This is a genomic window from Mesorhizobium sp. RSR565B (genome assembly GCF_054719465.1).
The window spans coordinates 3,846,261-3,868,425 of sequence record NZ_JBTTIE010000001.1 but is presented as its reverse complement, the minus strand read 5'-3'; the positions used below and the strand labels follow the sequence as shown (position 1 = coordinate 3,868,425).

Here is a 22,165-nt window from a genome sequence, read left to right as displayed (position 1 = left end):
AGCAGACCTCAGCCGCCATACTGCTCGCTGGTGACCGCTTCCATCCAATCTGCGTGGACGCCGTCCAGCGCTTCCTGCATGGCGACGTGGGTCATTGTCGTCTTTGGACCCGCGCCGTGCCAGTGCTTCTCGCCCGGCTCGAACGAGATCACGTCGCCCGCCTTGATCTGCTGGATCGGCCCGCCCCATGTCTGCGCAAGGCCGGCGCCCGACGTGACATAGAGCGTTTGGCCGAGCGGATGCGTGTGCCAGTGGGTACGCGCGCCAGGCTCGAAGCTGACCAGCGTGGCCCGCAGCCGCGCCGGCGCTTCCTTCTCGATGATGGGCGTCTGCAGCACGCGGCCAGTGAAATACTTCTCCGGTGCGATGATGGTCGGCACGCTGCCGCAGGCAATGATCTTCATCTCTGGTGACCCCTAAGTTTGGCAGAACCTACCCTGCCCCGGTGCCGGCTACCACCCCAGCCGGGGCCAGAACAGGCCGGCACGTACGCGATAGTCCGCGTAGGCTCCGGCCAGCGGCGTGCGCGAAAATTTCTTCTCTTCGTCCAGCGCCGCAAACACATAGAGGATAGCGATTCCGGCGACCGGCACCACCGCCCAGATCGACCAGGTCGCGATCCCCCACCCGATCCAGAAGACGATGTAGGACGTATAGAAGGGGTGGCGGACATGGCCGTAGGGGCCGTCGGTCAGCAGGCTGTGCGGATCGTCGGGTGCGAAGGCGAAGCGCAATCGCGCCTTGCGCGACGTGACAATCGCCCACCAGAACAGGGCAGAGCTCGCCAGTTCGACGGCAAGTCCGGTGAGCTTTGCCGAACCCGGCTGCGATTGGATCCAAAGGATGGCGAGAAAGAACAGCGCCGTGGCGATGACCGCCGCCGAAATCACCATGGCGCCTGGAGACATCGCCTGCGATTGGAAATGCGCCCGCATCGACCAGACATATTGGCCAAGCGTCGCGATGCTGCAGATCGAGACAAGAAGATCGAGGACTGGTTCCATTGTCGGGATTCCGCGGGTTGCGATGGAGCCGGCGGTCACGCCGATGGTGGATTTCTAGAAATCGATTCTTAACCACATGTTTAAAGAACATATAGAGCCAGCGATGCGATGTTGGCGGTCAGGCAAATCTCAAGGTCTAATCCAGCATGAGCATCACTCACCGCACCATCCGCACGCCGCAGGCCGACTTGCGCCTCAGCCAGTCGTCTGGGTCCGGCATGCCCATCGTCATGATCCATGGCTCGGGCAGTTCGCGCGCCGTGTTTGCCCGTCAGTTCGACAGCCCGCTTGCCGATGCCCATCGGCTGATCGCCTTCGACCTTCCCGGCCATGGCGAGTCCTCCGATGCCCGCGACCCCGCGACCGCCTATACGATTACCGGCCTTGCCCAGACCTCAGCCCGGCTTCTCGACGCTTTGGGCATCAGCCAAGCGATCATCTTCGGCTGGTCGCTCGGCGGCCATGTGGCGGTCGAACTTGCCAGCTTCCACCATGCGGTGAACGGCCTGGTGCTGACCGGAGCGCCGCCGGTGTCGAGGGGGCCGTTCGGTATGCTGCGCGGCTTTCACGCAAACTGGGACATGCTGCTGGCCTCCAAGAAGGTCTACTCCGAACGCGACATCGAGCGCTTCGAGGCGCTTTGCTTCGGCGACACCGCCAGTCCGTCTTTCCGCGAAGCCATCAGGCGCACCGACGGCCGGCTTCGCGCCGGCGTGGCGCGCAGCATGTTTGCCGGCAAGGGCGCCGACCAGAAACAGGTGGTCGAGCACGCCCCGTTCCCGGTTGCGGTGATCAATGGGGAGCATGATCCGCTGGTGCGGCTGAGTTACTTCGAGACGGTGGCCTATGGCTCGCTGTGGGAACAATGCCATGTCATATCAGGCGCCGGCCATGCACCGTTCTGGGAACGCCCAGACCTGTTCAACCCGCTGCTGTCGCGCTACGCCGAGACGGTGGTGAAGCACAGTGCAGCCACGCCGGCGCGCCGCACCCAGGCCAGCTGAAATCTTCTGACGGTTTCTGAGCCGGGCTCTCGCCCTCTCCGCCTGATGGCGGCTGAGGTGTAATTTCTATTTTCCTTGCCCTGCCGGCTAACCCGTGGGACGATGGGTTGGGCAGGTGGCTAAATGAAAACAACCCCGCCCGCGACGGTCGAACAGGCCGGCCGCCGCTCACGACAGGGTGCGATCGGCGCAAAACGTTTCCACTTTTGCTGATCGCTTCCAAGGGCAACGCCTGAGTGGAGGTCAGCCATGGGTACTCGCGCCGGAGGACGACGCACGGGACCGAAATGCATTGCCATAGTCGGTCCCTTTGCAAGCGGTAAGACGACACTTCTCGAAGCCATCCTCGCCCGTACGGGCGCCATCCCCCGCCAAAATCCCGTTTCATCGGGAAGCACCGTTTCCGATCATTCGCCCGAGGCGCGGGCGCACGCCATGAGCGTCGAGGCGACCTTTGCCACCACCGAATTCATGGGCGAGCAGATCACCTTCGTCGACTGTCCCGGATCGATCGAATTCTCCTTCGAGGCCGAGCCGGTGCTGGCAGCCTGCGATCTCGCGGTGGTCGTCGCCGAGGCCGACGAGAAGAAGATCCCAGCCTTGCAGCTCATCATTCGCAAGCTCGACGATCTCGGCGTGCCGCGCATCCTGTTCCTCAACAAGGTCGACAAGGCAATCGCCGGCGTACGCGATACGCTGAAGATGCTGCAGCCGACGAGCGCGGCGCCGCTGTTGCTGCGCCAGATTCCGCTGCGCAAGGACAATGTGGTGATCGGTTCGATCGACCTGGCGCTGGAGCGCGCCTACATCTACCGCGAATATGCCGAAAGCCAGGTTGCCGAAATTCCAACTGACGACAAGGCGCGCGAACTGGAGGCTCGCTTCTCCATGCTGGAGACGCTTGCCGACCATGACGACCAGTTGATGGAGCAGTTGCTGGAGGAGATCGAGCCGCCGAAAGACGCGGTTTTCGACGATCTGTCCGCCGACCTGCGCGCCGGCGCCATAACGCCGGTGCTGATCGGCACCGCCGAAAAAGGCAACGGCGTGCTGCGCCTTTTGAAGGCGATCCGCCATGACGCACCGGATGTCGAGGCAACGCGCAAACGGCTCGGCGTCCCCGACGGCAATCACACCGTGGTCCAGGTGATGAAGACCATCCACACCGCGCATGGCGGCAAGCTGTCCGTGTCGCGCGTACTCTCCGGCCAAATCGCCGATGCCGCCGAACTCTATTTGTCGAATGGCGAGACGGCGAAGGTCTCCGGCATCTACAAGATGCTCGGAAAGGACCAGTCCAAGCTCACCGCTGCCAAGGCCGGCGACACGGTGGCGTTGGGCAAGCTGGACGAGGTCAAGACCGGCCAGACGTTGAGCTCCACGAAGGGCGGTATCAAGCCGCTGGTCACGCTGACGCCGCCGCAGCCGGTCTTTGCCTTTGCCCTGCGGCCGAAGGAGCGCAAGGACGAGGTCAAGATGTCGGCGGCCATCCAGCGCCTGGCCGAGGAAGATCCCTCGCTCACCTTGCGCCACAACCAGGACTCGGCCGAGACCGTGCTGTCCGGCCATGGCGAGATGCATCTGCGGGTCGTGCGCGAGCGGCTGGAAGGCAAGAATCAGATTCCGGTCGAAGGCCATGCGCCTGCCGTCCCCTATCGCGAGACGATCCGAAAGACGGTGCAGCAGCGCGGCCGCCACAAGAAGCAGTCCGGCGGTCATGGCCAGTTCGGCGATGTGGTGATCGAGATCAAGCCGCTGCCGCGCGGCTCCGGCTTTCAGTTCTCGGACACCATCACCGGTGGCGTCGTGCCCAAGACCTACATCCAGTCGGTCGAAACCGGCGTGCGCGATTATCTGAAATCCGGCCCGCTCGGCTTCCCTGTGGTCGATGTCGCCGTCAACCTCTCCGACGGCTCCTACCACGCCGTCGATTCCTCCGACATGGCTTTCCAGATGGCGGCCAAGCTGGCCATGAAGGAAGGCATGGCGGCCTGCTCGCCGGTGCTGCTCGAGCCGGTCATGAAGGTCGAGATCGTCACGCCGTCCGAAGCCACTTCGAAGATCATCGCGCTGATCCCGCAACGGCGCGGCCAGATCCTTGGCTACGACGCGCGGCCTGACTGGCCGGGATGGGATGTCGTGGAGGCGACCATGCCGCAGGCCGAGATCGGCGACCTGATCATCGAACTGCGCTCGGCGACCTCCGGCGTCGCCAGCTATCGTTGCGCCTTCGATCACATGGCCGAGCTGACCGGACGGTTGGCCGACGAGGCGATGAACGCCAACGGCAAGGCTGCCTGACAGGCCAAAGGATGATCCGCACAAAAAACGGCGCCCGGATGACCCGGACGCCGCTCTTATTGCGGACCGTCTTCTTGGGAGGAAAACGGCAGGTCCGCCGCACGTATCCGCCGCGCCATACGGCACTGGCAGACGAATAGGTTCGGACGCGGTAGCCGCCTGAGCCCGGATCTTCCGAGTGATGCCCCCATCTCCCGGTCGAACCACACCGCGTCCTATGATCTGCTTAAACGATGAATGGCGCTTGCGGCATGTTACCTGAGGTTACATGTCACTGTTACGCGGCGATTTTGCTCGATTTTTCGCTGGCTACGGCAGGCCCGGAAACAAAAAAGCCGGATCAATGAAGATCCGGCTGAGTTTGATTGGAAGTGCCTGTTAAGGCTAACCTCCAGAGGGGAACACTCGAGGGCGCTAATGGGAGGAGAACGCGCCCAGGAGATGATCTATATATGTGCTGTTCATGCCCAAGAAACAAGCATCTATTTTGCAACACACGCATGCAAAAAGGTACAGGCTGTGGTCTAACCCATGTCTAGGGGCCATAGGACCACGAAAAGTTGCCAAATGAATGGCGCGACCGTGCTGTTGCCTTCGCAGAACCGCAAGTCGGGCTGATTCTCGCGCTCGCGGGCAAAAAGCCGAATGACGTTGAATCGGGCAGCAGGCGTTTATTTTTGCGGCAGCGGGATGGGAAGGGTCGGCCGGAAGAAGGGAGACCTGACATGCGGACACCCCAGGCGATCGCCGGCAGCGCGGTCTTCTTCATCGCCGCACCTTGTGTCGTCGCCGGGCTGGTGCCCTGGCTGCTGACGGACCGCTACCGTCTGCCGCTGTCGACGGTGCCCGGCTTCGTGCCGGCTGGCTCCCTCCTGATCGTCGCGGCCATCGCCCTGCTCGTCCATTCCTTTGCCCGCTTCGCGCTCGAAGGCCTGGGCACGCCGGCGCCTGTAGCACCCACCGAGAGACTGGTGATCGGCGGCGTCTACCGCCATGTCCGCAACCCGATGTATGTCGCCGTGCTGTCGATCATCCTCGGCCAGGCGTTGCTGTTTTCAAGCTGGAGCCTCGCTACCTATGCCGCCATCGGCGCGATCGTCATGGGCTCTTTCGTCAGGTTCTATGAGGAGCCGACTCTCGCCCGCCGCTACGGTGGCGAATACGAGACCTACCGCCGCAATGTTCCCGGCTGGCTGCCACGGCTGACGCCTTGGCGGGGGTGACCAGCACCTCCCAAGGGCATGTTTAAAATGACCAGCTGCGCGCTTTGGCGATGATGAAGTCGCGGAAGACGTGCAGCTTGGCCTGGTTCTTCATTGCATCGGGATAGGCGAAATAGGTGTCGAAGGACGGCACCTCGGTCTCCGGCAGCAGTTGCACCAGATCCGACTCCTTGGAGATCACATAGTCGGGCAGCATGGCGATGCCGGCGCCGCCCTGAACGGCGCGCTTGATCGACAAGATGTCGTTGATCTGCAGCGTCGGCACCCTTTGCCCGCCTTCGAAATCGCCGATCGTTTCCAGCCAGTTCAGCTCCGACAGATGCGACGGCACCGGCACGCCGAAGGTGACGATGCGATGGTTCTTCAGGTCGGCGACCGAGGACGGCTTGCCGTGCTTGCCGACATAGGCCGGCGAGGCATAGAGGTGGAAATGCACGGTGAACAGGCGGCGCTGGATCAGGTCGGGCTGCTGCGGCTGACGCAGTCGGATCGCGCAGTCGGCCTGGCGCATGGTGAGGTCGAGTTCCTCATTGGCGAGGATCAGCTGCAGGCTGATTTCGGGATAGAGCTCGATGAATTCCTGCACCCGCTCGGTCAGCCAGCCGGCGCCGAGCCCGACCGTGGTCGTTACCCTCAGCACGCCTGAGGGACGGTCCTTGGCCTCGGTCAGCTTCGACTTGATGGTCTCCAGCTTCATCAGCACGTCATGCGCCGTGCGGAACAGCATTTCGCCCTGCTCGGTCAGCACCAGGCCGCGGGCATGGCGATTGAACAGCGGCACCCCGACGTCATGCTCGAGCGCGCTGACCTGGCGTGAAATCGCCGATTGCGACAGGTGCAAAGTCTCGGCGGCATGGGTAAACGACCCAGCCTCCGCCGCTGCGTGAAACACGCGAAGCTTGTCCCAGTCCAACGCCATTGAATTCCCCTCGTTCTGTTCTTGGCGTCTGAATGAAAAATCAGGCTTTTGAACGGCTTGCGACGCCGTCTTGATAGATTTTATTCCGCCGCTTCGCGGTGCACCTCGATGCCGGCCAGGTATTTTTCCGCCTCGAGCGCGGCCATGCAGCCGAGCCCGGCGGCGGTCACCGCCTGACGGTAGATGTCGTCGGTTACGTCACCGGCGGCGAACACGCCGGGCACATCGGTGCGGGTCGAATTCGGCGCCGTCCACAAATAGCCGTTCGGCTTCTGCTTCAGCTTGCCGACAAACAATTCCACCGCCGGCGCATGGCCGATCGCCACGAACACGCCGTCCACCTGGAGATGGGTGACCTCGCCGGTCACCGCATTTCTGAGCTTCAGCCCTTCGACCGAAGGCGGCAGCGGCGTCTTGCCAGGCCGGCCGGTGATCTCGTCGACGATCGTGTCCCAGATGACTCGGACATTGTCCTTTTTCAGCAGCCGCTCACGCAGGATGCGCTCGGCGCGGAAATCGTTGCGCCGGTGGATGACGGTCACGCTCTTCGCCAGATTGGAGAGATAGAGCGCCTCCTCCACCGCCGAATTGCCGCCGCCGATGACAGCGACATCCTTGCCGCGATAGAAAAAACCATCGCAGGTGGCGCAGGCCGACACGCCGAAGCCCATGAAGGTCTGTTCGGTGGGGATGCCCAGCCATTTCGCCTGTGCGCCGGTGGCAATGATCAGCGCGTCGGTCGTGTAGGTGGTGCCGGAATCGCCCGTGGCGCGGAACGGCCGCACATTGAGGTCAACCTCGGTGATGATGTCGTTGATGATATCGGTGCCGACATGCTCGGCCTGCTTCAGCATCTGCTCCATCAGCCACGGGCCCTGGATCGGATCGGCGAAGCCTGGATAGTTTTCGACATCGGTGGTGATCATCAGCTGCCCGCCCTGCTGCAAGCCTGCTACGAGCATCGGCTTGAGCATGGCGCGCGCGGCGTAGACTGCGGCGGTATAGCCGGCCGGGCCGGAACCGATGATAAGGACAGGCGCGTGCTTGGTGGTCATCTAAAGCCTCTGCGGGGCAGACAATCGAGTGTGCCTTGGAAAACGACGTGAAATGTTGCTGGTAATGTAAGGGTTGCCAACCACACCAGCAAGACAATCAGGCCGTCGTCCCCGGAAAGCTTCGGCCTACGGGCTTATTCGCGCAATGGCCGCTTTCGTACGGTTGCGAAATCGCCCGACCAAGGGCTGGCATCGCCACAAAAGTCGTTTAAGGACGAGATCGCGAAAGATTCTTGCGCTTAAGCTGAGACAGCCATGCCCCTGAAAGCCGACCTCGACGCCATCGACTGGAAGATTCTGCGCGAGCTTCAGGCCGATGGGCGCATGACCAATGTCGAACTGTCGAGCCGCGTCGGCATTTCCGCGCCGCCCTGCCTGCGCCGCGTCCGGCGGCTGGAGGAAACCGGCATCATCAGAGGCTATCGCGCTTTGCTCAACGCGCCGGCGCTCGGCATGGACGTCGTCGCCTTCTGCCTGATCGGCCTGCATCACCAGGCCGATGCGGAGCTCAAAGCTTTCGCCGAGCGCACTCGCGGCTGGCCGATCGTGCGCGACGCCTGGATGGTCTCGGGCGAATCCGACTTCCTGCTGCATTGCGTGGCGAGCGATCTCGGCACGTTCCAGACCTTCGTCATTGAAGAACTGGCCTCGGCCCCCAATGTCGACACGGTGCGCACCGCGCTGACCATCCGCCGCGTCAAGGACGAAGGGCTGGTGGCGTTCAGCGCCTGATAAGCGAGATTAACTTCGAAAAAGCATGTGCGACGCCGACCAAGACATACCCCAACAGACACACTGCTACCTCTCCGACAACTGGCAAAAGAATGAAGCCGTCGCCAGGGCCGGGGCTCTCACCAGGGGACATCTCCGGCAAAGCTAAAAAGGCTAGCAAAATAGGTGAGCAAGCAAGCCAGACGAATGTGATGACATGCGGCAACCATTTGAGACGGAAAATGTTTTTTGACGCGAGAAACGCCGCGCCGATCACAATTATGTTGACGACGAATATGAGCCAGAAAGCGAATTCTGGCGCCGAAATCGTAGGGTATTCCGGGTCAGATTGCGTGAACATGAGCGGCCAAGGTTGAATATGCCATCCGGTTTCAGCTACGGAATCGGGAGTACTTTGACCCACCCTGCCAAGGGCAGGATCTGCTACCTGCGCTCCACCGTGAGTACAACAGGCAATCCCCAGGGCACATCTAGCGGTGCTTGAAGCAGTGAGACGTCGCCATCCGCGACCTGGGCTTCCCACTTGGCATAGTGTTTCAACCGGTAGTTCCCAGAGCGGACGCTGAGGCAGGCAACAGGCCCGCCATCGAGGTTTAGCGCCGTCTTGAGATCGAGGTCGGTCTGCAACAGGAAGTTTGCTAGCCGGTCCAGCGAGAAGAAAGCGTCCTTGGTCGAACCGACGATGATCCAGCCCTGACGATCTTCCGCGATAAAGGTGCGGTTGGCCAACCAGTTGCTCTTGGCGCGTACATTGTTGCGGCCGTCCTCACCGACAAGCAATGGATAGGAAACCATAGCGTTTTCGGCATTCTCCGTGACTGCGCGCCAGTCACGTGAATTGAGATCGACCACATGCGTGCCGGAGGCATTCACGAACCAGGCGCCGGCCTTCGCATCGTATTCATCCGGCCCGAGCCTCGCACCCATGCTGACAAAGGGCGTGTCGGCTTCGCCCTTCAGTCCGAAATAACTGCCATTGACGATCAGAACGGTGCCGCCTGTGCCTTGTGGATTGAGTGCCGCTTCCCACTGGTCGATGTCCTTGGCACCACTGGGCTCGTTACGGGCAACGAAACGGAATTTGGCTGGATCGAAACGGTTGAGATAGAGCCGGTCAATTTCACGGTCGCCCGCCATGACGGGGATTTCTCTGACCTGGAATCCAGGCTCGGTTTCATTCCATGAGCTGGCTCCAGCGGTCACATCAGGAATTTCCGATTTCAACGCAAGCTGCATGGCAGGCGAGAGACGCGCATCGTCGGGTGCAACGGCGATCCAGTAGCTTCCGCCGCGGCGAAGAAGTGCATTGAGCCCATACACGCCGTGTTTTTGCCAGACATACCCCACGGCTGAAAGCACAGCCAATATCAACAAGACAACGGCAACAGAGATTGCTTTCTTCAATGAATTCCCCTCGTTCTTCGATGGAATGACATCTGCAAATTTCTTGCTTGAATGATGTCTGATCTCTGCAGTTTTTCCGCAAAAGAGCGTGGTGCTTTCCTGGGGAATAGCGTCAAAGCAAAGAAATGGATCGGCTCGCCGTTTCTGCGAAACGGTGAAACGCTCAAGCTAACCCATTGAGATTGCGTCGCAACAGATCCGGAAAGCTAAATCAGTCTCGATCCGAGCGACTCGACAGCCCTCAAAAGCCGTTCCAGATCATCGGGGTTGCGCAGCGGCAGAACCTCGAAGCCCGGCTCATTACTTCCCTCGCCATCCACCAGCCAGCCGCGCGGCAGGCCGGCACGTTGTCCGGCCTGCATATCCGCGGCCTTGTCGCCGACTATCAGCGAGCGCTTGAGATCGAGGCCGAGACGCTGCCGGGCCTGTAGCAGCATGCCCGGATTGGGCTTGCGCATTGGATGGTCGGCGACCGCCAGTGGCCCGCTGCCCGCCTCGTGGTAGGCGCAGGCCAGAACCATGTCGACGAAGGCATCGCCAGCGGCAAGCAGCTTGAGAACCCGGCCGTTGACCGCGGCAAATTCCTTCCAGCCGAAATAGCCGCGCGCGATGCCGGACTGGTTGGTGACGATGACCACCGGGATGTTGCCCCGGTTGGCCGCCGCGATGACCGGCACGATGCCGTCGCGCAGCGCCATCTTGGCTGGATCGTCGGGATAGCCCGTATCGACATTGATGGTGCCGTCGCGGTCGAGGAACAGCGCCGGTGCGTTGGCTGGAAACACCCGCGAACCGACTCGCTCGACCCACAGGCCGGGCGCAGCCAGCGGGTATGGGCCGGAGGCGCCGCTGTCAGCCATCGCTGAGGCGCGCTTCGACCACTTCGCACAGATAGTGGTAGAGGCAGAGATGTCCCTGCTGGACGATCGGCGTCGAGGTCGAGGGCACGTTGAGCAGGATGTCGGTGAGCGGCTTCAGTTTGCCGCCGCCGTCGCCGGTGAGGCTGACCACCGTCATGCCCATCATGCGCGCCTGTTCGGCGGCAGCCAGAATGCTCGGCGAATTGCCGCTGGTCGAGATCGCCAGAAGCACGCCGCCGGCCGCGCCATGCGCTTCGACCTGGCGCGAAAACACGGTGTCGAAGCCATAGTCATTGCCCCAGGCGGTCAGCATGCCCGCGTTGGCCGGCAGCGCAATCACATTGTAGGCCTTGCGCTCCTTAAGGAAGCGGCCGACCAGTTCGGTGGCAATGTGGATGGCGTCGCTGGCCGAGCCGCCATTGCCGCAGACCAGCAGCGCCTTGCCCGAGGAAAGCGCGGCGACGACCGCACTCACAGCACGTTCCATCTCGGCGGTCAGGTCACGCTCGACTGTCGCGGTGATCGCGGCCGCCGAGCGGACCAGATAGTCATTCAGTCCGGACATGAAATCCCTCAGTTGGTACCGCCGCCGGCGCGCAATTTGCCGATCGTGCCGGTGGTGCTCTTGCCGGCGACAAGGTCGACCAGGACGACGCGCCCGCCCGCCTTCTGCACCACATCGGCGCCGACAACGGTTTCGACCGTGTAGTCGGCGCCCTTGACCAGAATGTCGGGCAGAAGCGCCTCGATCAGCGCCAGCGGCGTATCCTCTTCGAACACCACGACCGCATCGACCGAGGCCAGGGCGGCGAGCACGCAGGCACGATCATGCTGATCGTTGACCGGGCGCCCGGCGCCTTTCAGCCGACGCACCGAGGCATCGCTGTTGAGGCCGAGCACCAGCCGGTCGCACTGGCTGCGCGCCGCGTGGAGAAGACTGACATGGCCGGCATGCAATATATCGAAGCAGCCATTGGTGAAGCCGACGCTCAGGCCCTCGTCCTTCCACGCCGCCACCATGCGCGCGGCCGATGCGGCGTCGAGGATGGCGTCCTTGTGGGCGGTGGGGCCGTGCGAGCGGAACAGCGCGCCGGTGAGTTCCTCCACGGTCAGCCGCGCGGTGCCGCGTTTGCCCACCACCACACCGCCGGCGGCATTGGCGATGGAGGCGGCCATGACGCGATCGGCGCCCGCGGCCAGAGCCAGCGCGAAGCTCGCGATGACCGTATCGCCGGCGCCCGAAACGTCGAACACTTCGCGCGCCTGGGTGGCGATGTGGCGCGCCTCATCCGCGCCGACGACGCTCATGCCCTTTTCGCTGCGGGTGGCGACGACGAAGTCGAAGCCATGTGCCGAAATCAGCTGGCGTGCCGCCGCGACGATCTCGTCGTCGGCGAAAACCGGGCGACCGACAGCTTCGCCAAGCTCCTTGCGGTTGGGCGTGATGGCGGTCGCGCCGGCATAGCGCGCATAGTCGCGGCCCTTGGGATCGACCAGCACCGGTTTTCCCGCCTCGCGGCAGATGGCGATCAGGTCGGCGGCGACGCCGTCGAGCAAGATGCCCTTGCCATAGTCGGACAGAATGACGATGTCGGCGCGCGTGAGTGCGGCGCGAAAATGCCGGACCAGGTCCGCCCGTTCCTTGTCGTCGAGCGGCTTGATCTCTTCCTCATCGAAGCGCAGCACCTGCTGATTGAGCGCGCTGAAGCGGCTCTTCGACGACGTCATGCGACCGCGCTCCTGCGCCATATCAGCCGTATCGGCGCCGAGTTCGCGCAGCATGCGCACCAGATTGTCGCCGGCCACATCGGTGCCGATCACCGATATGGGAATAGCGCTGGCACCCAGCGAGACGATGTTGGCGACAACGTTGCCTGCGCCGCCCATCGTCGAGGTCTCGCCGCGCCCGTGCAGCACCGGGATCGGCGCTTCCGGCGAGATGCGCTCGATGACGCCGTTGACGAAACGGTCGAGGATGAAGTCGCCGACCACCAGCACGGCAACGTCGCCAAAGCGGGCAATGGCGCGGTGCAAAGGTTCGGGCGAAGGCGGATTGTGCTTGATCATGTCACTGGCAATGCGAGGGAAAGGCCGACCTCAATCACGCTGAAAATTGTCAATTTACGGGCCGGATCGTTCATGGCGAAGCCGATATACCGCAAATCCGCGCAGCGCAACGTCAGGGCGGCCGTCAGCTCTTCTGCAACGCGACGTGGACGCCCAGTCCGACCAGCACCGCCCCGCCCGCCCTCTGCATGATGCGCTGCGCACGGCTGGAGCGATTCAGCCGGGCGATCACCATGCCTGCCAGCAACACGCAGACAATATCTGCCGAAGAGAACATTAAATTGACGATGGTGCCCAGCACGACGAATTGCAGCCACACCGGGAAACCCGCCGAGGCATCGATGAACTGTGGCAGGAACGCCATGAAGAAGATCGCCGTCTTCGGATTGAGCACTTCGACGGTGATGCTCTCGAAAAATGCCCGGCGCGCCGATTTGCGCTCGATCGCCGGCAGCGCCGTGTCACCGTCCCCGCGCTTGCGGAACAAGGACACGCCAAGCCAGATCAGATAGAGCGCGCCGATGAGCTTGACCGCCATGTAGAGCGGCGGCACCGCATGGAAGAGCACCGACAGCCCGGCGGCAGCCGCAAAGACATGGAAATAACCGCCAAGATGGATGCCAAGTGCCGCCGTCAGCCCCGACCAGCGCCCGCGCGCCATGGTCTGCGCGGCGGCATAGAGCATCGCCGGTCCTGGAATATAGGCAAAGATCGCCGTGGTGGCGAAAAACGCAATGAGCAGTTCGGTCGACGGCATTTTTTGTCCCCTAGCTTGCGGGCCTCGAATAAAGCGGGCCGCTCCGCGGTCTCACTATGGCGTCGTGGTGCTTCATCGACAGCCCGGCTGCCCTCCCTTATAAGGACCGGAATCGCAAGCAACCAGAGGCCTTCATGATCATCGTCACGGGCGGGGCCGGCATGATCGGCTCCAACATCGTCGCCGCACTCAATGCCGAAGGCCATGATGACATCCTCGTCGTCGACGACCTCACCGACGGCCACAAGATCGCCAACCTGGCCGATTTGCAGATAGCCGACTATCTCGACAAGGACGAATTCTTGGCCACCTTGGAAGCCGGCGACCTAGGCCGCGTCGAGGCCGTCTTCCACCAGGGCGCCTGCTCGACCACCACGGAATGGAACGGCAAGTTCATGATGGACGTGAACTACGCCTTCTCAAAGCGCTTGCTGCATGGCTGTCTTTCGCTGCGCATACCGTTCCTCTATGCCTCCTCGGCTTCCGTCTACGGCGGCGGTTCGGAGTTTCGCGAGGATCCCGCACTTGAGCGGCCGCTCAACGTCTACGCCTATTCGAAGAAACTATTCGACGACTATGTCAGGCGCACCGTGTTCGACACCGATCATTCGCAGGTCGCGGGCCTGCGCTACTTCAACGTCTATGGCCCGCGCGAGGCGCACAAGGGCGCCATGGCCTCGGTCGCCTTCCATCTGTTCAATCAGGTCGGGCGCGGCGAAAACCCAAAGCTGTTCGGCGCCCATGACGGCTTCGGCCCCGGCGAACAAAGCCGCGACTTCATTCACGTCGGCGATGTCGCCGACGTCAATCTGTGGCTGTGGAAGCGCGGCTCGAGCGGCATCTTCAACTGCGGCACCGGCCGCGCCCAGCCGTTCCGCGCCATTGCCGAGACCGTGATCGATACGCTGGGCCAGGGCGAGATCGAGTTCATCGAATTCCCCGATCACCTCAAGGGCAGCTACCAGAGTTTTACCCAGGCTGATATGTCCCGCTTGCGCGCAGCCGGCTATAATGGGCAATTCCGCAGCGTGGAAACCGGCGTCAGAGACTATGTCGAATGGCTGAAAGCCCAACGATCCTCGTGATCGGCCCACGCTGGGTGGGCGATATGGTCATGGCGCAGTGCCTGTTTTCAGCGCTGAAGGACGTCCATCCCAACGCCGCCATCGACGTGCTGGCCCCGGCCTGGGCGGCCCCGCTGGTCAAGCGCATGCCCGAGATTCGCCAGCAGATCGATTTCCCGCTGCAACCGGGCGCGCTCGAATTCACCATTCGCCGCCGCTTCGGCCGCCTGCTGCGCGGCCGCTACGACATGGCCTACGTCCTGCCGGGCAGCTGGAAATCGGCGCTGATCCCGTTCTTTGCCCGCATCCCCCGCCGCTTCGGCAATCTCCGGGAAATGCGCTACGGCCTGCTGACCGACATCGTGCCGCTGCCCGATGCCGTCAAACGGCGCACCGCGCAGGCCTATTTTGGCCTCGCCCAAGGCGGACATTTCCGGCCGCCGCGGCTCACCGTCGACGCCGGCAATCAGAAAGATCTGCTCGCTCGCTTCGCAGTGCAGCCGGGAAAATTCGTCGCCATGATGCCCGGCGCCGAATTCGGTCCGGCCAAACGCTGGCCTAGCGAAAGCTATGCCGGCCTCGCCGGAGAGATGATGGCGAAAGGATTCAAGGTCGCGTTGTTCGGCTCGAAGAACGATCGCGACGTCACCGCCGAGATCGCAGCACTCGCGCCCGGTGTCGTCGATCTGGCAGGAAAGACACGGCTGGAGGACGCCATCGACCTGATCGCCGCGGCCAGGCTGGCGGTGTCCAACGACAGCGGGCTGATGCATGTCGCGGCCGCCGTCGGCACGCCGGTCGTTGCCGTCTACGGTTCGACCTCGCCGGAAAACACGCCGCCGTTGGCTGAACAGCGCGAACTGATCTGGTTGCATCTGTCCTGTTCGCCCTGCCACCGGAAGGTCTGTCCGCTCGGCCACCTCAACTGCCTGAAGACGCTGGACGTTGCCCGAGTGGCAGCGGCGGCGGACAGGTTGCTGGAACTCCCGGCCGCCGCATGAAGGTGTTGATCGTCAAGACCTCCTCGATGGGCGACGTCATCCACACCTTCCCCGCCGTCGAAGATGCACGCCGCAAGCGCCCCGATATCGCCTTCGACTGGTGCGTCGAAGAGGCCTTTGCCGGCATCGTCGCGCTGCATCCGGCGATAGCAAAGATCCATACCGTCGCCATCCGGCGCTGGCGCAAGCATCTGTTCAACGCCGGCACATGGCGGGAGGCGACAAGCTTGCGCCGCGCTCTGCAAGCAGGCGAGTACGACCTCGTCATCGATGCGCAGGGGCTGCTGAAATCGGCCCTGGTTGCGAAACAGGCAGCGGCACCAATCGCAGGTTTCGACCGCGCAAGCGCGCGGGAGCCCTCGGCAACGTTGTTTTACCAGCGCAAATACGCCGTGCCGCGCAACCTGCACGCCATCGAACGCACGCGCCGGCTGTTCGGGCTGGCGCTCGGCTACGAGCCCGATCTTTCGGCGCTCGCATCCGGGATTGTGCCGCCTCCCGGCGGCCTGGCCGGCATTGACGGCAAGACGGCCTTCCTGCTGCACGGCACCAGCCGCGAGGACAAGAAATGGCCCGCCGAAGACTGGATCGAAACGGCTCGCCTGCTGGTTGGTAGCGGAATGACGCCGGTCACCACCTGGTCGAACGAGCGTGAGAAGGCGGTGGCCAAGGCGATCTCGAAAGCCGTGCCGTCAACGATCGTGGTGCCGAGATCGCCGCTGGCAGACATTGCCGCGATCCTTGGCCGCTCGACGCTGGTTATCGGCGCCGACACCGGTCTGACCCACCTCGCCAGCGCCTTCGGCCTGCCGACGGTCGCGGTGTTCCTGGCGACCGAGCCGGGTTTGACCGGCCCGCGCGGGCAATATGCCTCAACGTTGCTGGCCGCAGCGGGGGAGCGCCTCATGCCGGCACAGGTGGTGCCGGAAGCAGAAAAGCTATTAGCCCTTAAGCTCCAAGCTTCGGCATAGGACCTTCCAGCAATTCTGAGGTGCTAGATAAATTGCACCTGGACGATCTCATAACCCCTGGCGCCGCCGGGGGCGTTGACCTCGATGGCGTCGCCGACTTCCTTGCCGATCAGCGCGCGCGCGATCGGCGAGGAGATCGAAATACGGCCCGATTTCACATCCGCTTCCTGGTCGCCGACAATCTGGTAGGTCTTCTTTTCCTCGGTGTCCTCGTCGACCAGCACCACCGTGGCGCCGAACTTGACCTTGTCGCCGCTAAGCTTGGTGACGTCGATCACCTCGGCCCGAGCAATATAGTCTTCCAGTTCGTTGACACGGCCCTCATTGAGGCTCTGCGCCTCTTTGGCGGCATGATATTCGGCATTTTCGGACAGGTCGCCATGCGAGCGCGCTTCGGAGATCGCCTCGATGATACGCGGCCGCTCTTGCTGCTGGCGCCAGCGCAGTTCTTCCTTCAATGACGCGAACCCCTCGCCTGTCATCGGGACCTTGTTCATGATGCCTGACCTTTCCTGCCGCCACCCCCGCATTTCGGGGAAAGCCTTGTCGATGGGTATAAAAAGAAAACGGGTCCGGCAGCCTCGGGCTAACGGAACCGTTTCACCGCAATTTTCCCCAATATAGCGATCCTCGCGCGTTTTTCACGCTGAAAAAGCAGGCTTTTTGAAAAATCATGAGCCGACTTGCGCAATTGCCGTCACGGCATGTGCAGCGTGTTGCAGTTGCGACAACAAAAACCGGCTGCGATTGCTCGCAGCCGGCCCAGAGAAGCCGTTGGGGTGGGGTCAGCTTCTCATGAAATGGTAGATCTGTTCGGCCAGCATGCCGTATTCGCGCGAATCTTTGCCCGTCCGCTTCTCGATCTCGGCCAGCTGCGCCTGGGCGCCGACCAGATCGCCGATCTGCAGATGGGCCTCGCCGAGATATTCGCGCACCAGCGTGTAATCCGGGTTGATGCGGAGCGCTTCCTCGTAATAGCCGAGGCCGACGGTGACACGGCCGGAATGGCGATGCGAATAGCCGAGATAGTTGAGGATGCGTGGATCCTGCTTGTTGGCGGCAAGGCTGAGCACGGCGATCGCCTCGTCATAACGCCCGGCCATGGCCAGGTCGTGACCAGCATCGTAGATGTTGTCGTCGTCCAGCATGCCGTACTTCGGCGCGACGCATTTCTGCTTTTTCTTGTCCCAGACCTGCCCCTTCTTGCACTGGGTGGTGGTCTCGGTACCACCGCCACCGCCGCCGGCCGCAAACACCGGAACCGCAAAGAACTGCAGCGCGACAAGCGCCGCAGCCGCCTGGATCAACACTCTTTTATGCATCGAAGCCTCCTTCAGGGATAATGACGATCTTGAGGGAAAATGACGATAATGAAAAGCTAACGCCGGGGTGCAGACTTTTCATCCCGGAAACCCGCAGCCGCCGAAACTATTTGTGCGGCCGTGCCTAACCTGAATTCGGTCAAAGGCGGGAGCCAGGGATCAGAACATGACGTGACGCGCGCTGCAAATCCGCTATCATTCGGGAAATGATCAGCGGGGGTGCCCGAGAGTGCAACAGCGCCGTGAGCGGGAATGGGAGCTATCGATCGGCCCGGACACCGTGCGCCTGTTCATTCTCAAGGCAAAGGGACTGAGTGCTGCCGTCAACGAAGACTATGCCGACGGTGCCGAGCATGAGGTCGAGCTCGATGGTGAATCACATGCCAATCACCACCATGACGGTCTGGCGGAGGAAAGCGCGGAAGACCTCACCGAGGAAGAGCTGCGCGAGCTGATCAACGACCTCAACGTCGACGAGGCGGCCGAGTTGATCGCGCTGGCCTGGGTCGGCCGCGGCGACTATGACGCAGCGGAATGGTCCGATGCGGTTGCCGCCGCGCGCGACCGCGCCAACAAGCGCACGGCGAAATACCTGCTCGGCATGCCGCTTTTGGCCGACTGGCTGGAAGAAGGGCTGGAAGCGATTGGCGCGTAACGACGTCGTTACCGTTCGTGATGGGCCGCAGGCAACCTCCGGGCGTTCGCGCCGTTGAGGACGATGGGGTCTGTTGTACTTTCCCGAACATGCAGGGTTGCACTGGTCATGGTCGTCACGGCTCTGCTGCTGACGCCCCTGCTGACGCAAGCCGACGCCAAACAGCGCAAGAAGCATTACACGCCGCTGTCACAGCGGTTGGAGCAGCTGTTTTCACCGCGGGTCGACTCGCATCCTAAGCCGCGCAGCAAACACCGCCAGAAGCCCAGGCCACAGCGGCACATCACGCCAAAGCAGGTGGAACAAAAGACCCCGGATAAAGAGCCCTCGCCCGCCGATGTTCCGGTGCAGCCCTCGCGCGTTGTCCCGCTGCCCGAGGCGCGTCCTTCAGAGGCGCCGAAGACCGGCGCGGCACCGATCGAAAAGCAAAAGGCCGAAGGTCCGAACCCCCTTGGCGCGCCCAACCGGTCCAATGACGATCGATTCAACGAAGAAAAGTCCCGTTTTAAAAAGCAGGCGCGGCCCGGACCGTCAGCCCCGAAGCCGTCGACCGATAGGCAAAGCGAGCCCGAGCCGCCGGCCGCGGCGCCGATTCCGACACAAAAGCCAGACACTTCGGAACCTGAAGCTCAGCCGCCGGCCGTTGCTCCGCAACCACCTGAAAAACCCGATGCCGGCGACAAGAAGATGCTGCCCGATGCGCGCTCGGCCGAAGTGCCCGATGCAAAAATGCCGGCGGCGGAAGTCGCCTGTCGCGAGCGGCTGATGGCCCTTGGTGTCGAATTCGAGGAGCATAAGGCGGAAAGCAATCCCGACATCGGCTGCTCGATCCCCTATCCCCTGGTGCTGAAGTCGCTCGGAAAATCCATCGCCATCGGACCCACGACCGAACTCAACTGCCCGATGGCCGAGGCGGCAGCCCGCTTTGCCGCCGAAATCATCCAGCCTGCGGCGAAAGCCGAGTTCGGCGCCGACCTGAAATCGATCAACCAGGCATCGGCCTTTGTCTGCCGGCCGCGCAACGGCACGCGCCATCTGTCGGAACATGCCTTCGGCAATGCGCTCGATATTGCCAGCTTCACGTTGTCGGATGGCAGAAAGGTCGAAGTCGGTCCAACGCCGCCCGAGAAGGACGGCAAATTCCTCAATGCGGTGCGCAAGGCCGCCTGCGGACCGTTCAAGACCGTGCTTGGGCCGGGCGCGGACCCGGACCATTCCCTGCATTTCCATCTCGATCTCGAACCGCGCCGGAATGGTGGCACTTTCTGCCAGTAATGGCCCTCCAGTGATCGTCATGCCGGTAATGGTCTGGCTGCCGCATTTCGGCCGCAGGCATGAACGTGGACGCTGAGTTTTCCTTTACCCTTGATCGTTAAAATCCCATCGATCAAGGACAGGATTCCGCCCATGGCCGCAATATTTCGCGCCGCCGCGAAGGCAAAAAGCGCAGCGATACTGGCCACCGGTCTTGCGCTGGCCGCCGTTTCGGCTTGCAACACTGGCAGCGTGCTGTCGCTGCAGCCGGCCGTCGATGTCGGCTCGCAGACCGCGGCCGTGCCGCAATATGAAGGCATGCAGAAGCTCGTCCCGTCCAATCCCTATATGACTGCCGCCTATCCGCGCATGGACGAGCCGATGTCGGAGCCGCAGCAGATGCCGGCCAGCGAAACCGATTGCCGTGGCGAGCTGAAGCGCCTTCGCGTCGTCTACACCGATGTCCAGCCGATCCATGAGGGACAGTGCGGCATAGACTGGCCGGTCAAGGTCTCCGCCATCGGCGGCATCCAGATGAAGCCCGCCGCGACATTGACCTGCGACATGGCCGCAAGTTTCGCCGCCTGGACCAGCAACGAACTGGTTCCCTCCGCCCGCTGGCGCTATTTCTCGGGCGTCAAGACCATCCACCAGGGCTCAAGCTATTCCTGCCGCAACATCGCCGGCGAAGGTGTCCTGTCCGAGCACGGCAAGGGCAACGCCCTCGACGTCATGAGCATCGAGCTCAACAACGGCGACGACATCGACGTGCGCAAGCCCGGCCTGTTTGCCTTCCGCACCCGCGGCTTCCTCAACAATGTGCGTGCCGACGGCTGCCAGTATTTCACCACCGTGCTCGGTCCCGGCTACAATTACGATCACCGCAACCATTTCCATTTCGACATCAAGAACCGCAAAAGCGGCTACCGCGCCTGCCGCTAAGGCGTTTCACCGTTCAGAAATCAGTCGGGATTGGCGTTCCTGGTGGAAGCGATGATTTGCTGGGCCACCAGATCCTGGATGCGCCAAAGGTTCCTGTCGCGGATACCGCTCTCTTCCAACTTGCTGACGGTTCGGAACAGGTATTGAGCCGACGAGCCCCAATGCCCGGCAGCCCGCGCCAGCGTGTCGGCAACCTGCTCCAATGGCAGCCGGCCGGCATAGGCCCTGCCGTCTGGCGCGGCGACGAAAGCCAAGGCCCGCAACGGCCCATCCTTGGTCTTGACCTTGATCCAGCATGGCACGTTAGTCGGCGGATTGGCATCGATCTCGCGGCGCATCAACTGGCCAAGTTGCCCGACATGGTCTTCCGCGGGCAGCCGATAGACGATGCCGTTGCAGCTGCCGCCTCGATCGAGCGCCAGCATCAGCGCCGGCAAATCACGGGTTCCGCGCCAACGGGTCAGCGTCAGGCAGAACGAGCGGTGCCATCCTGGCGCCGTGGCCGGGCGCTGCTCGACATGGGCAAATTCGGGGTTCCAGATCAGCGACCCGTAGGCAAAGACCCATAGCGCTTCAGGCCGATGCTCCGACAGAAGTTGCTCGACAAGACTATCGAACTCCGCGTCTGTATGCTCGGTTGTTCCGGGCTCGGGACCCGGATCCGGTTCGACACGCTCGACCCTTGCGACAAGGTCCGCAGTCAATGCCATCGAGCTGCGACCCACCGGCTTCTTATCCATTCCTGCTCACCCCCCGCAAAAACGATGGCCGACGATAGAACGGCTGCTCGCCGCTGGCCATTGATTTCCAGGGTCCGTCAGGCACAGATACCGCACGGATCGAGCCGCTTTCATGAGCCGACGAAGCCTGCAACGACGCGCATTGACCTGGCTCGCCGCTCTTCTGGCGGTCTGGCTGGCCCTCGCCTATGTCGCTGCGCCGGAATTCTGGACGGTTCGCGACCGCGGCTTTCGCACGCAGACTTTCGAGATGGTGACACACACGCCGCAAGGCATTCCGGGCGACCCGATCAATATCGGCCTTGTCGGTACCGAAAAAGAGATGGTCCATGCCTTCGCCATGGCCGGATGGGATACGGCCGATGGCGTGACGCTAAAGACAGCGATCGAAATCGGTGAGAGCGTGCTGTTCGATCATCCCTATCCTGACGCCCCGGTCAGCCGGCTGCTGTTCGAAGGCCGCGCCCAGGATCTCGCCTTCGAAAAGCCGGTCGGCGGCAGCGCCGACCGGCGCCATCATGTCCGCTTCTGGCGCAGCGATGCGACCGGCGACGACGGCCGAACGCTCTGGATGGGCTCGGCCAGCTTCGACCGCGGCGTTGGTCTCAGCCACGATACCGGCGCCATCACCCACCATATCGCCCCTGACATCGACGCCGAGCGCGATCTCGTGATCCACGACCTGTCGGCGGCCGGCATGGTGATCTCGGTGAGCGACATCCCGGGCATCGGCGCCACCAGGACCGGACGCAACGGCGGCGGCGATCCCTATTTCACCGACGGCAAGGCTGTTGTCGGGGTGCTCAGGCAATTCCCCTGAACCACTGTCATTTTCCAAAAATCATCGCGGACTATTTTCCTGCGGCCCGCCGCAATGCTATTGAGCCCTG

At 62.6% G+C, this 22,165-nt stretch carries 23 protein-coding genes; 11 read left to right on the top strand and 12 right to left on the bottom strand.

Going from position 1 to position 22,165, the window contains the following annotated elements:
- Nucleotides 1–8: 8 nt before the first annotated feature.
- Entirely contained in the window at nt 9–404 is a 396-nt protein-coding gene (locus ACYG9R_RS18825) for a (R)-mandelonitrile lyase (RefSeq protein ID WP_023711180.1), read from the bottom strand.
- Between the two features lie 48 nt (nt 405–452).
- A complete protein-coding gene (locus ACYG9R_RS18820) occupies nt 453–1,004 on the bottom strand; it encodes a methyltransferase family protein (RefSeq protein WP_023724921.1) in 552 nt (183 codons plus the stop codon).
- A gap of 146 nt (nt 1,005–1,150) precedes the next feature.
- On the opposite strand from ACYG9R_RS18820, the gene ACYG9R_RS18815 reads away from it, so the two are divergent.
- The 3 genes from ACYG9R_RS18815 (at nt 1,151) to ACYG9R_RS18805 (ending at nt 5,532) form a co-directional block, all read left to right on the top strand.
- On the top strand, nt 1,151–2,008 hold the full coding sequence (locus ACYG9R_RS18815) for an alpha/beta fold hydrolase (protein ID WP_023823438.1): 858 nt from the start codon (nt 1,151–1,153) through the stop codon (nt 2,006–2,008).
- Between the two features lie 249 nt (nt 2,009–2,257).
- The gene (locus ACYG9R_RS18810) at nt 2,258–4,309 is read left to right on the top strand and encodes an elongation factor G (protein ID WP_023823437.1); all 2,052 of its coding nucleotides are present in this window, start codon (nt 2,258–2,260) and stop codon (nt 4,307–4,309) included.
- Nucleotides 4,310–5,034: 725 nt separating this feature from the next.
- Nucleotides 5,035–5,532: a methyltransferase family protein gene (locus tag ACYG9R_RS18805; RefSeq protein ID WP_023823436.1), complete on the top strand. Its 498-nt coding sequence runs from the start codon at nt 5,035–5,037 to the stop codon at nt 5,530–5,532.
- Between the two features lie 22 nt (nt 5,533–5,554).
- Here the strand turns inward: ACYG9R_RS18805 and ACYG9R_RS18800 are convergent, their stop codons facing one another.
- Both ACYG9R_RS18800 and trxB read right to left on the bottom strand, forming a co-directional pair.
- Entirely contained in the window at nt 5,555–6,451 is an 897-nt protein-coding gene (locus ACYG9R_RS18800) for a LysR family transcriptional regulator (RefSeq protein WP_023823435.1), read from the bottom strand.
- 80 nt (nt 6,452–6,531) lie between these two features.
- Nucleotides 6,532–7,506, bottom strand: coding sequence for a thioredoxin-disulfide reductase (gene trxB, locus ACYG9R_RS18795; protein WP_023823434.1), 975 nt, complete (start codon nt 7,504–7,506; stop codon nt 6,532–6,534).
- Nucleotides 7,507–7,761: 255 nt separating this feature from the next.
- Here trxB and ACYG9R_RS18790 point away from each other — a divergent pair, with 255 nt between their 5' ends.
- Nucleotides 7,762–8,238: an Lrp/AsnC family transcriptional regulator gene (locus ACYG9R_RS18790; protein WP_023689719.1), complete on the top strand. Its 477-nt coding sequence runs from the start codon at nt 7,762–7,764 to the stop codon at nt 8,236–8,238.
- A gap of 423 nt (nt 8,239–8,661) precedes the next feature.
- On the opposite strand, the gene ACYG9R_RS18785 is transcribed toward ACYG9R_RS18790, so the two are convergent.
- The 5 genes from ACYG9R_RS18785 to ACYG9R_RS18765 form a co-directional block, all read right to left on the bottom strand.
- The gene (locus tag ACYG9R_RS18785) at nt 8,662–9,642 is read right to left on the bottom strand and encodes a phosphodiester glycosidase family protein (protein ID WP_245260033.1); all 981 of its coding nucleotides are present in this window, start codon (nt 9,640–9,642) and stop codon (nt 8,662–8,664) included.
- Nucleotides 9,643–9,848: 206 nt separating this feature from the next.
- Nucleotides 9,849–10,502 (bottom strand): D-glycero-alpha-D-manno-heptose-1,7-bisphosphate 7-phosphatase, encoded by a 654-nt coding sequence (locus ACYG9R_RS18780; protein WP_023823432.1) that lies wholly within the window; start codon nt 10,500–10,502, stop codon nt 9,849–9,851.
- On the bottom strand, nt 10,495–11,067 hold the full coding sequence (locus tag ACYG9R_RS18775) for a D-sedoheptulose-7-phosphate isomerase (RefSeq protein ID WP_023817628.1): 573 nt from the start codon (nt 11,065–11,067) through the stop codon (nt 10,495–10,497). The genes ACYG9R_RS18780 and ACYG9R_RS18775 overlap by 8 nt, the downstream gene beginning before the upstream one ends.
- An 8-nt stretch (nt 11,068–11,075) precedes the next feature.
- Nucleotides 11,076–12,569: a D-glycero-beta-D-manno-heptose-7-phosphate kinase gene (gene rfaE1 / locus ACYG9R_RS18770; RefSeq protein WP_023671976.1), complete on the bottom strand. Its 1,494-nt coding sequence runs from the start codon at nt 12,567–12,569 to the stop codon at nt 11,076–11,078.
- Between the two features lie 124 nt (nt 12,570–12,693).
- Complete coding sequence (locus ACYG9R_RS18765) at nt 12,694–13,326, bottom strand: LysE family translocator (protein ID WP_023823431.1); 633 nt, start codon at nt 13,324–13,326, stop codon at nt 12,694–12,696.
- A 134-nt stretch (nt 13,327–13,460) separates the two neighbouring features.
- Between ACYG9R_RS18765 and rfaD the strand changes: the two genes are divergently transcribed.
- The 3 genes from rfaD to waaC are packed head-to-tail and all read left to right on the top strand — an operon-like array spanning nt 13,461 to nt 16,362.
- Nucleotides 13,461–14,411, top strand: coding sequence for an ADP-glyceromanno-heptose 6-epimerase (gene rfaD, locus ACYG9R_RS18760; protein WP_023683756.1), 951 nt, complete (start codon nt 13,461–13,463; stop codon nt 14,409–14,411).
- On the top strand, nt 14,384–15,391 hold the full coding sequence (waaF, locus tag ACYG9R_RS18755) for a lipopolysaccharide heptosyltransferase II (protein WP_023695762.1): 1,008 nt from the start codon (nt 14,384–14,386) through the stop codon (nt 15,389–15,391). Before rfaD ends, waaF begins: the two co-directional genes overlap by 28 nt.
- Nucleotides 15,388–16,362, top strand: a complete 975-nt coding sequence (waaC, locus tag ACYG9R_RS18750; RefSeq protein ID WP_023683754.1) for a lipopolysaccharide heptosyltransferase I — start codon at nt 15,388–15,390, stop codon at nt 16,360–16,362. The genes waaF and waaC overlap by 4 nt, the downstream gene beginning before the upstream one ends.
- Before the next feature lie 23 nt (nt 16,363–16,385).
- Here waaC and greA read toward each other — a convergent pair whose 3' ends face one another.
- Together greA and ACYG9R_RS18740 are read right to left on the bottom strand one after the other, a co-directional pair.
- Nucleotides 16,386–16,859 (bottom strand): transcription elongation factor GreA, encoded by a 474-nt coding sequence (greA, locus tag ACYG9R_RS18745; protein WP_023683753.1) that lies wholly within the window; start codon nt 16,857–16,859, stop codon nt 16,386–16,388.
- A gap of 288 nt (nt 16,860–17,147) precedes the next feature.
- Nucleotides 17,148–17,684, bottom strand: coding sequence for a tetratricopeptide repeat protein (locus ACYG9R_RS18740; RefSeq protein WP_023705872.1), 537 nt, complete (start codon nt 17,682–17,684; stop codon nt 17,148–17,150).
- A gap of 229 nt (nt 17,685–17,913) precedes the next feature.
- Here ACYG9R_RS18740 and ACYG9R_RS18735 point away from each other — a divergent pair, with 229 nt between their 5' ends.
- The 3 genes from ACYG9R_RS18735 to ACYG9R_RS18725 all read left to right on the top strand — a co-directional run bounded on the left by ACYG9R_RS18735 (nt 17,914) and on the right by ACYG9R_RS18725 (nt 20,535).
- A complete protein-coding gene (locus tag ACYG9R_RS18735) occupies nt 17,914–18,339 on the top strand; it encodes a DUF3775 domain-containing protein (protein WP_023683751.1) in 426 nt (141 codons plus the stop codon).
- A gap of 198 nt (nt 18,340–18,537) precedes the next feature.
- A complete protein-coding gene (locus tag ACYG9R_RS18730) occupies nt 18,538–19,614 on the top strand; it encodes an extensin-like domain-containing protein (protein ID WP_023823430.1) in 1,077 nt (358 codons plus the stop codon).
- A gap of 132 nt (nt 19,615–19,746) precedes the next feature.
- Nucleotides 19,747–20,535 (top strand): extensin-like domain-containing protein, encoded by a 789-nt coding sequence (locus ACYG9R_RS18725; protein ID WP_023683749.1) that lies wholly within the window; start codon nt 19,747–19,749, stop codon nt 20,533–20,535.
- Nucleotides 20,536–20,555: 20 nt separating this feature from the next.
- Here ACYG9R_RS18725 and ACYG9R_RS18720 read toward each other — a convergent pair whose 3' ends face one another.
- Nucleotides 20,556–21,275, bottom strand: a complete 720-nt coding sequence (locus ACYG9R_RS18720) for a gamma-glutamylcyclotransferase (protein ID WP_023705875.1) — start codon at nt 21,273–21,275, stop codon at nt 20,556–20,558.
- 112 nt (nt 21,276–21,387) lie between these two features.
- Between ACYG9R_RS18720 and ACYG9R_RS18715 the strand changes: the two genes are divergently transcribed.
- The gene (locus ACYG9R_RS18715; RefSeq protein WP_286440051.1) at nt 21,388–22,095 is read left to right on the top strand and encodes an LssY C-terminal domain-containing protein; all 708 of its coding nucleotides are present in this window, start codon (nt 21,388–21,390) and stop codon (nt 22,093–22,095) included.
- Nucleotides 22,096–22,165 lie beyond the last annotated feature (70 nt).

Bases quoted from the DNA above. Each gene is read 5' to 3' on its own strand.
- ACYG9R_RS18820 (WP_023724921.1), bottom strand. From the start codon at position 1,004: ATGGAACCAGTCCTCGATCTTCTTGTCTCGATCTGCAGCATCGCGACG.
- ACYG9R_RS18775 (WP_023817628.1), bottom strand. From the start codon at position 11,067: ATGTCCGGACTGAATGACTATCTGGTCCGCTCGGCGGCCGCGATCACC.
- ACYG9R_RS18810 (WP_023823437.1), top strand. From the start codon at position 2,258: ATGGGTACTCGCGCCGGAGGACGACGCACGGGACCGAAATGCATTGCC.
- ACYG9R_RS18725 (WP_023683749.1), top strand. From the start codon at position 19,747: ATGGCCGCAATATTTCGCGCCGCCGCGAAGGCAAAAAGCGCAGCGATA.
- rfaD (WP_023683756.1), top strand. From the start codon at position 13,461: ATGATCATCGTCACGGGCGGGGCCGGCATGATCGGCTCCAACATCGTC.
- greA (WP_023683753.1), bottom strand. From the start codon at position 16,859: ATGAACAAGGTCCCGATGACAGGCGAGGGGTTCGCGTCATTGAAGGAA.
- ACYG9R_RS18815 (WP_023823438.1), top strand. From the start codon at position 1,151: ATGAGCATCACTCACCGCACCATCCGCACGCCGCAGGCCGACTTGCGC.
- ACYG9R_RS18790 (WP_023689719.1), top strand. From the start codon at position 7,762: ATGCCCCTGAAAGCCGACCTCGACGCCATCGACTGGAAGATTCTGCGC.
- waaF (WP_023695762.1), top strand. From the start codon at position 14,384: ATGGCTGAAAGCCCAACGATCCTCGTGATCGGCCCACGCTGGGTGGGC.
- ACYG9R_RS18740 (WP_023705872.1), bottom strand. From the start codon at position 17,684: ATGCATAAAAGAGTGTTGATCCAGGCGGCTGCGGCGCTTGTCGCGCTG.
- ACYG9R_RS18800 (WP_023823435.1), bottom strand. From the start codon at position 6,451: ATGGCGTTGGACTGGGACAAGCTTCGCGTGTTTCACGCAGCGGCGGAG.
- trxB (WP_023823434.1), bottom strand. From the start codon at position 7,506: ATGACCACCAAGCACGCGCCTGTCCTTATCATCGGTTCCGGCCCGGCC.
- ACYG9R_RS18825 (WP_023711180.1), bottom strand. From the start codon at position 404: ATGAAGATCATTGCCTGCGGCAGCGTGCCGACCATCATCGCACCGGAG.
- ACYG9R_RS18765 (WP_023823431.1), bottom strand. From the start codon at position 13,326: ATGCCGTCGACCGAACTGCTCATTGCGTTTTTCGCCACCACGGCGATC.
- ACYG9R_RS18720 (WP_023705875.1), bottom strand. From the start codon at position 21,275: ATGGATAAGAAGCCGGTGGGTCGCAGCTCGATGGCATTGACTGCGGAC.
- rfaE1 (WP_023671976.1), bottom strand. From the start codon at position 12,569: ATGATCAAGCACAATCCGCCTTCGCCCGAACCTTTGCACCGCGCCATT.
- ACYG9R_RS18805 (WP_023823436.1), top strand. From the start codon at position 5,035: ATGCGGACACCCCAGGCGATCGCCGGCAGCGCGGTCTTCTTCATCGCC.
- waaC (WP_023683754.1), top strand. From the start codon at position 15,388: ATGAAGGTGTTGATCGTCAAGACCTCCTCGATGGGCGACGTCATCCAC.
- ACYG9R_RS18780 (WP_023823432.1), bottom strand. From the start codon at position 10,502: ATGGCTGACAGCGGCGCCTCCGGCCCATACCCGCTGGCTGCGCCCGGC.
- ACYG9R_RS18715 (WP_286440051.1), top strand. From the start codon at position 21,388: ATGAGCCGACGAAGCCTGCAACGACGCGCATTGACCTGGCTCGCCGCT.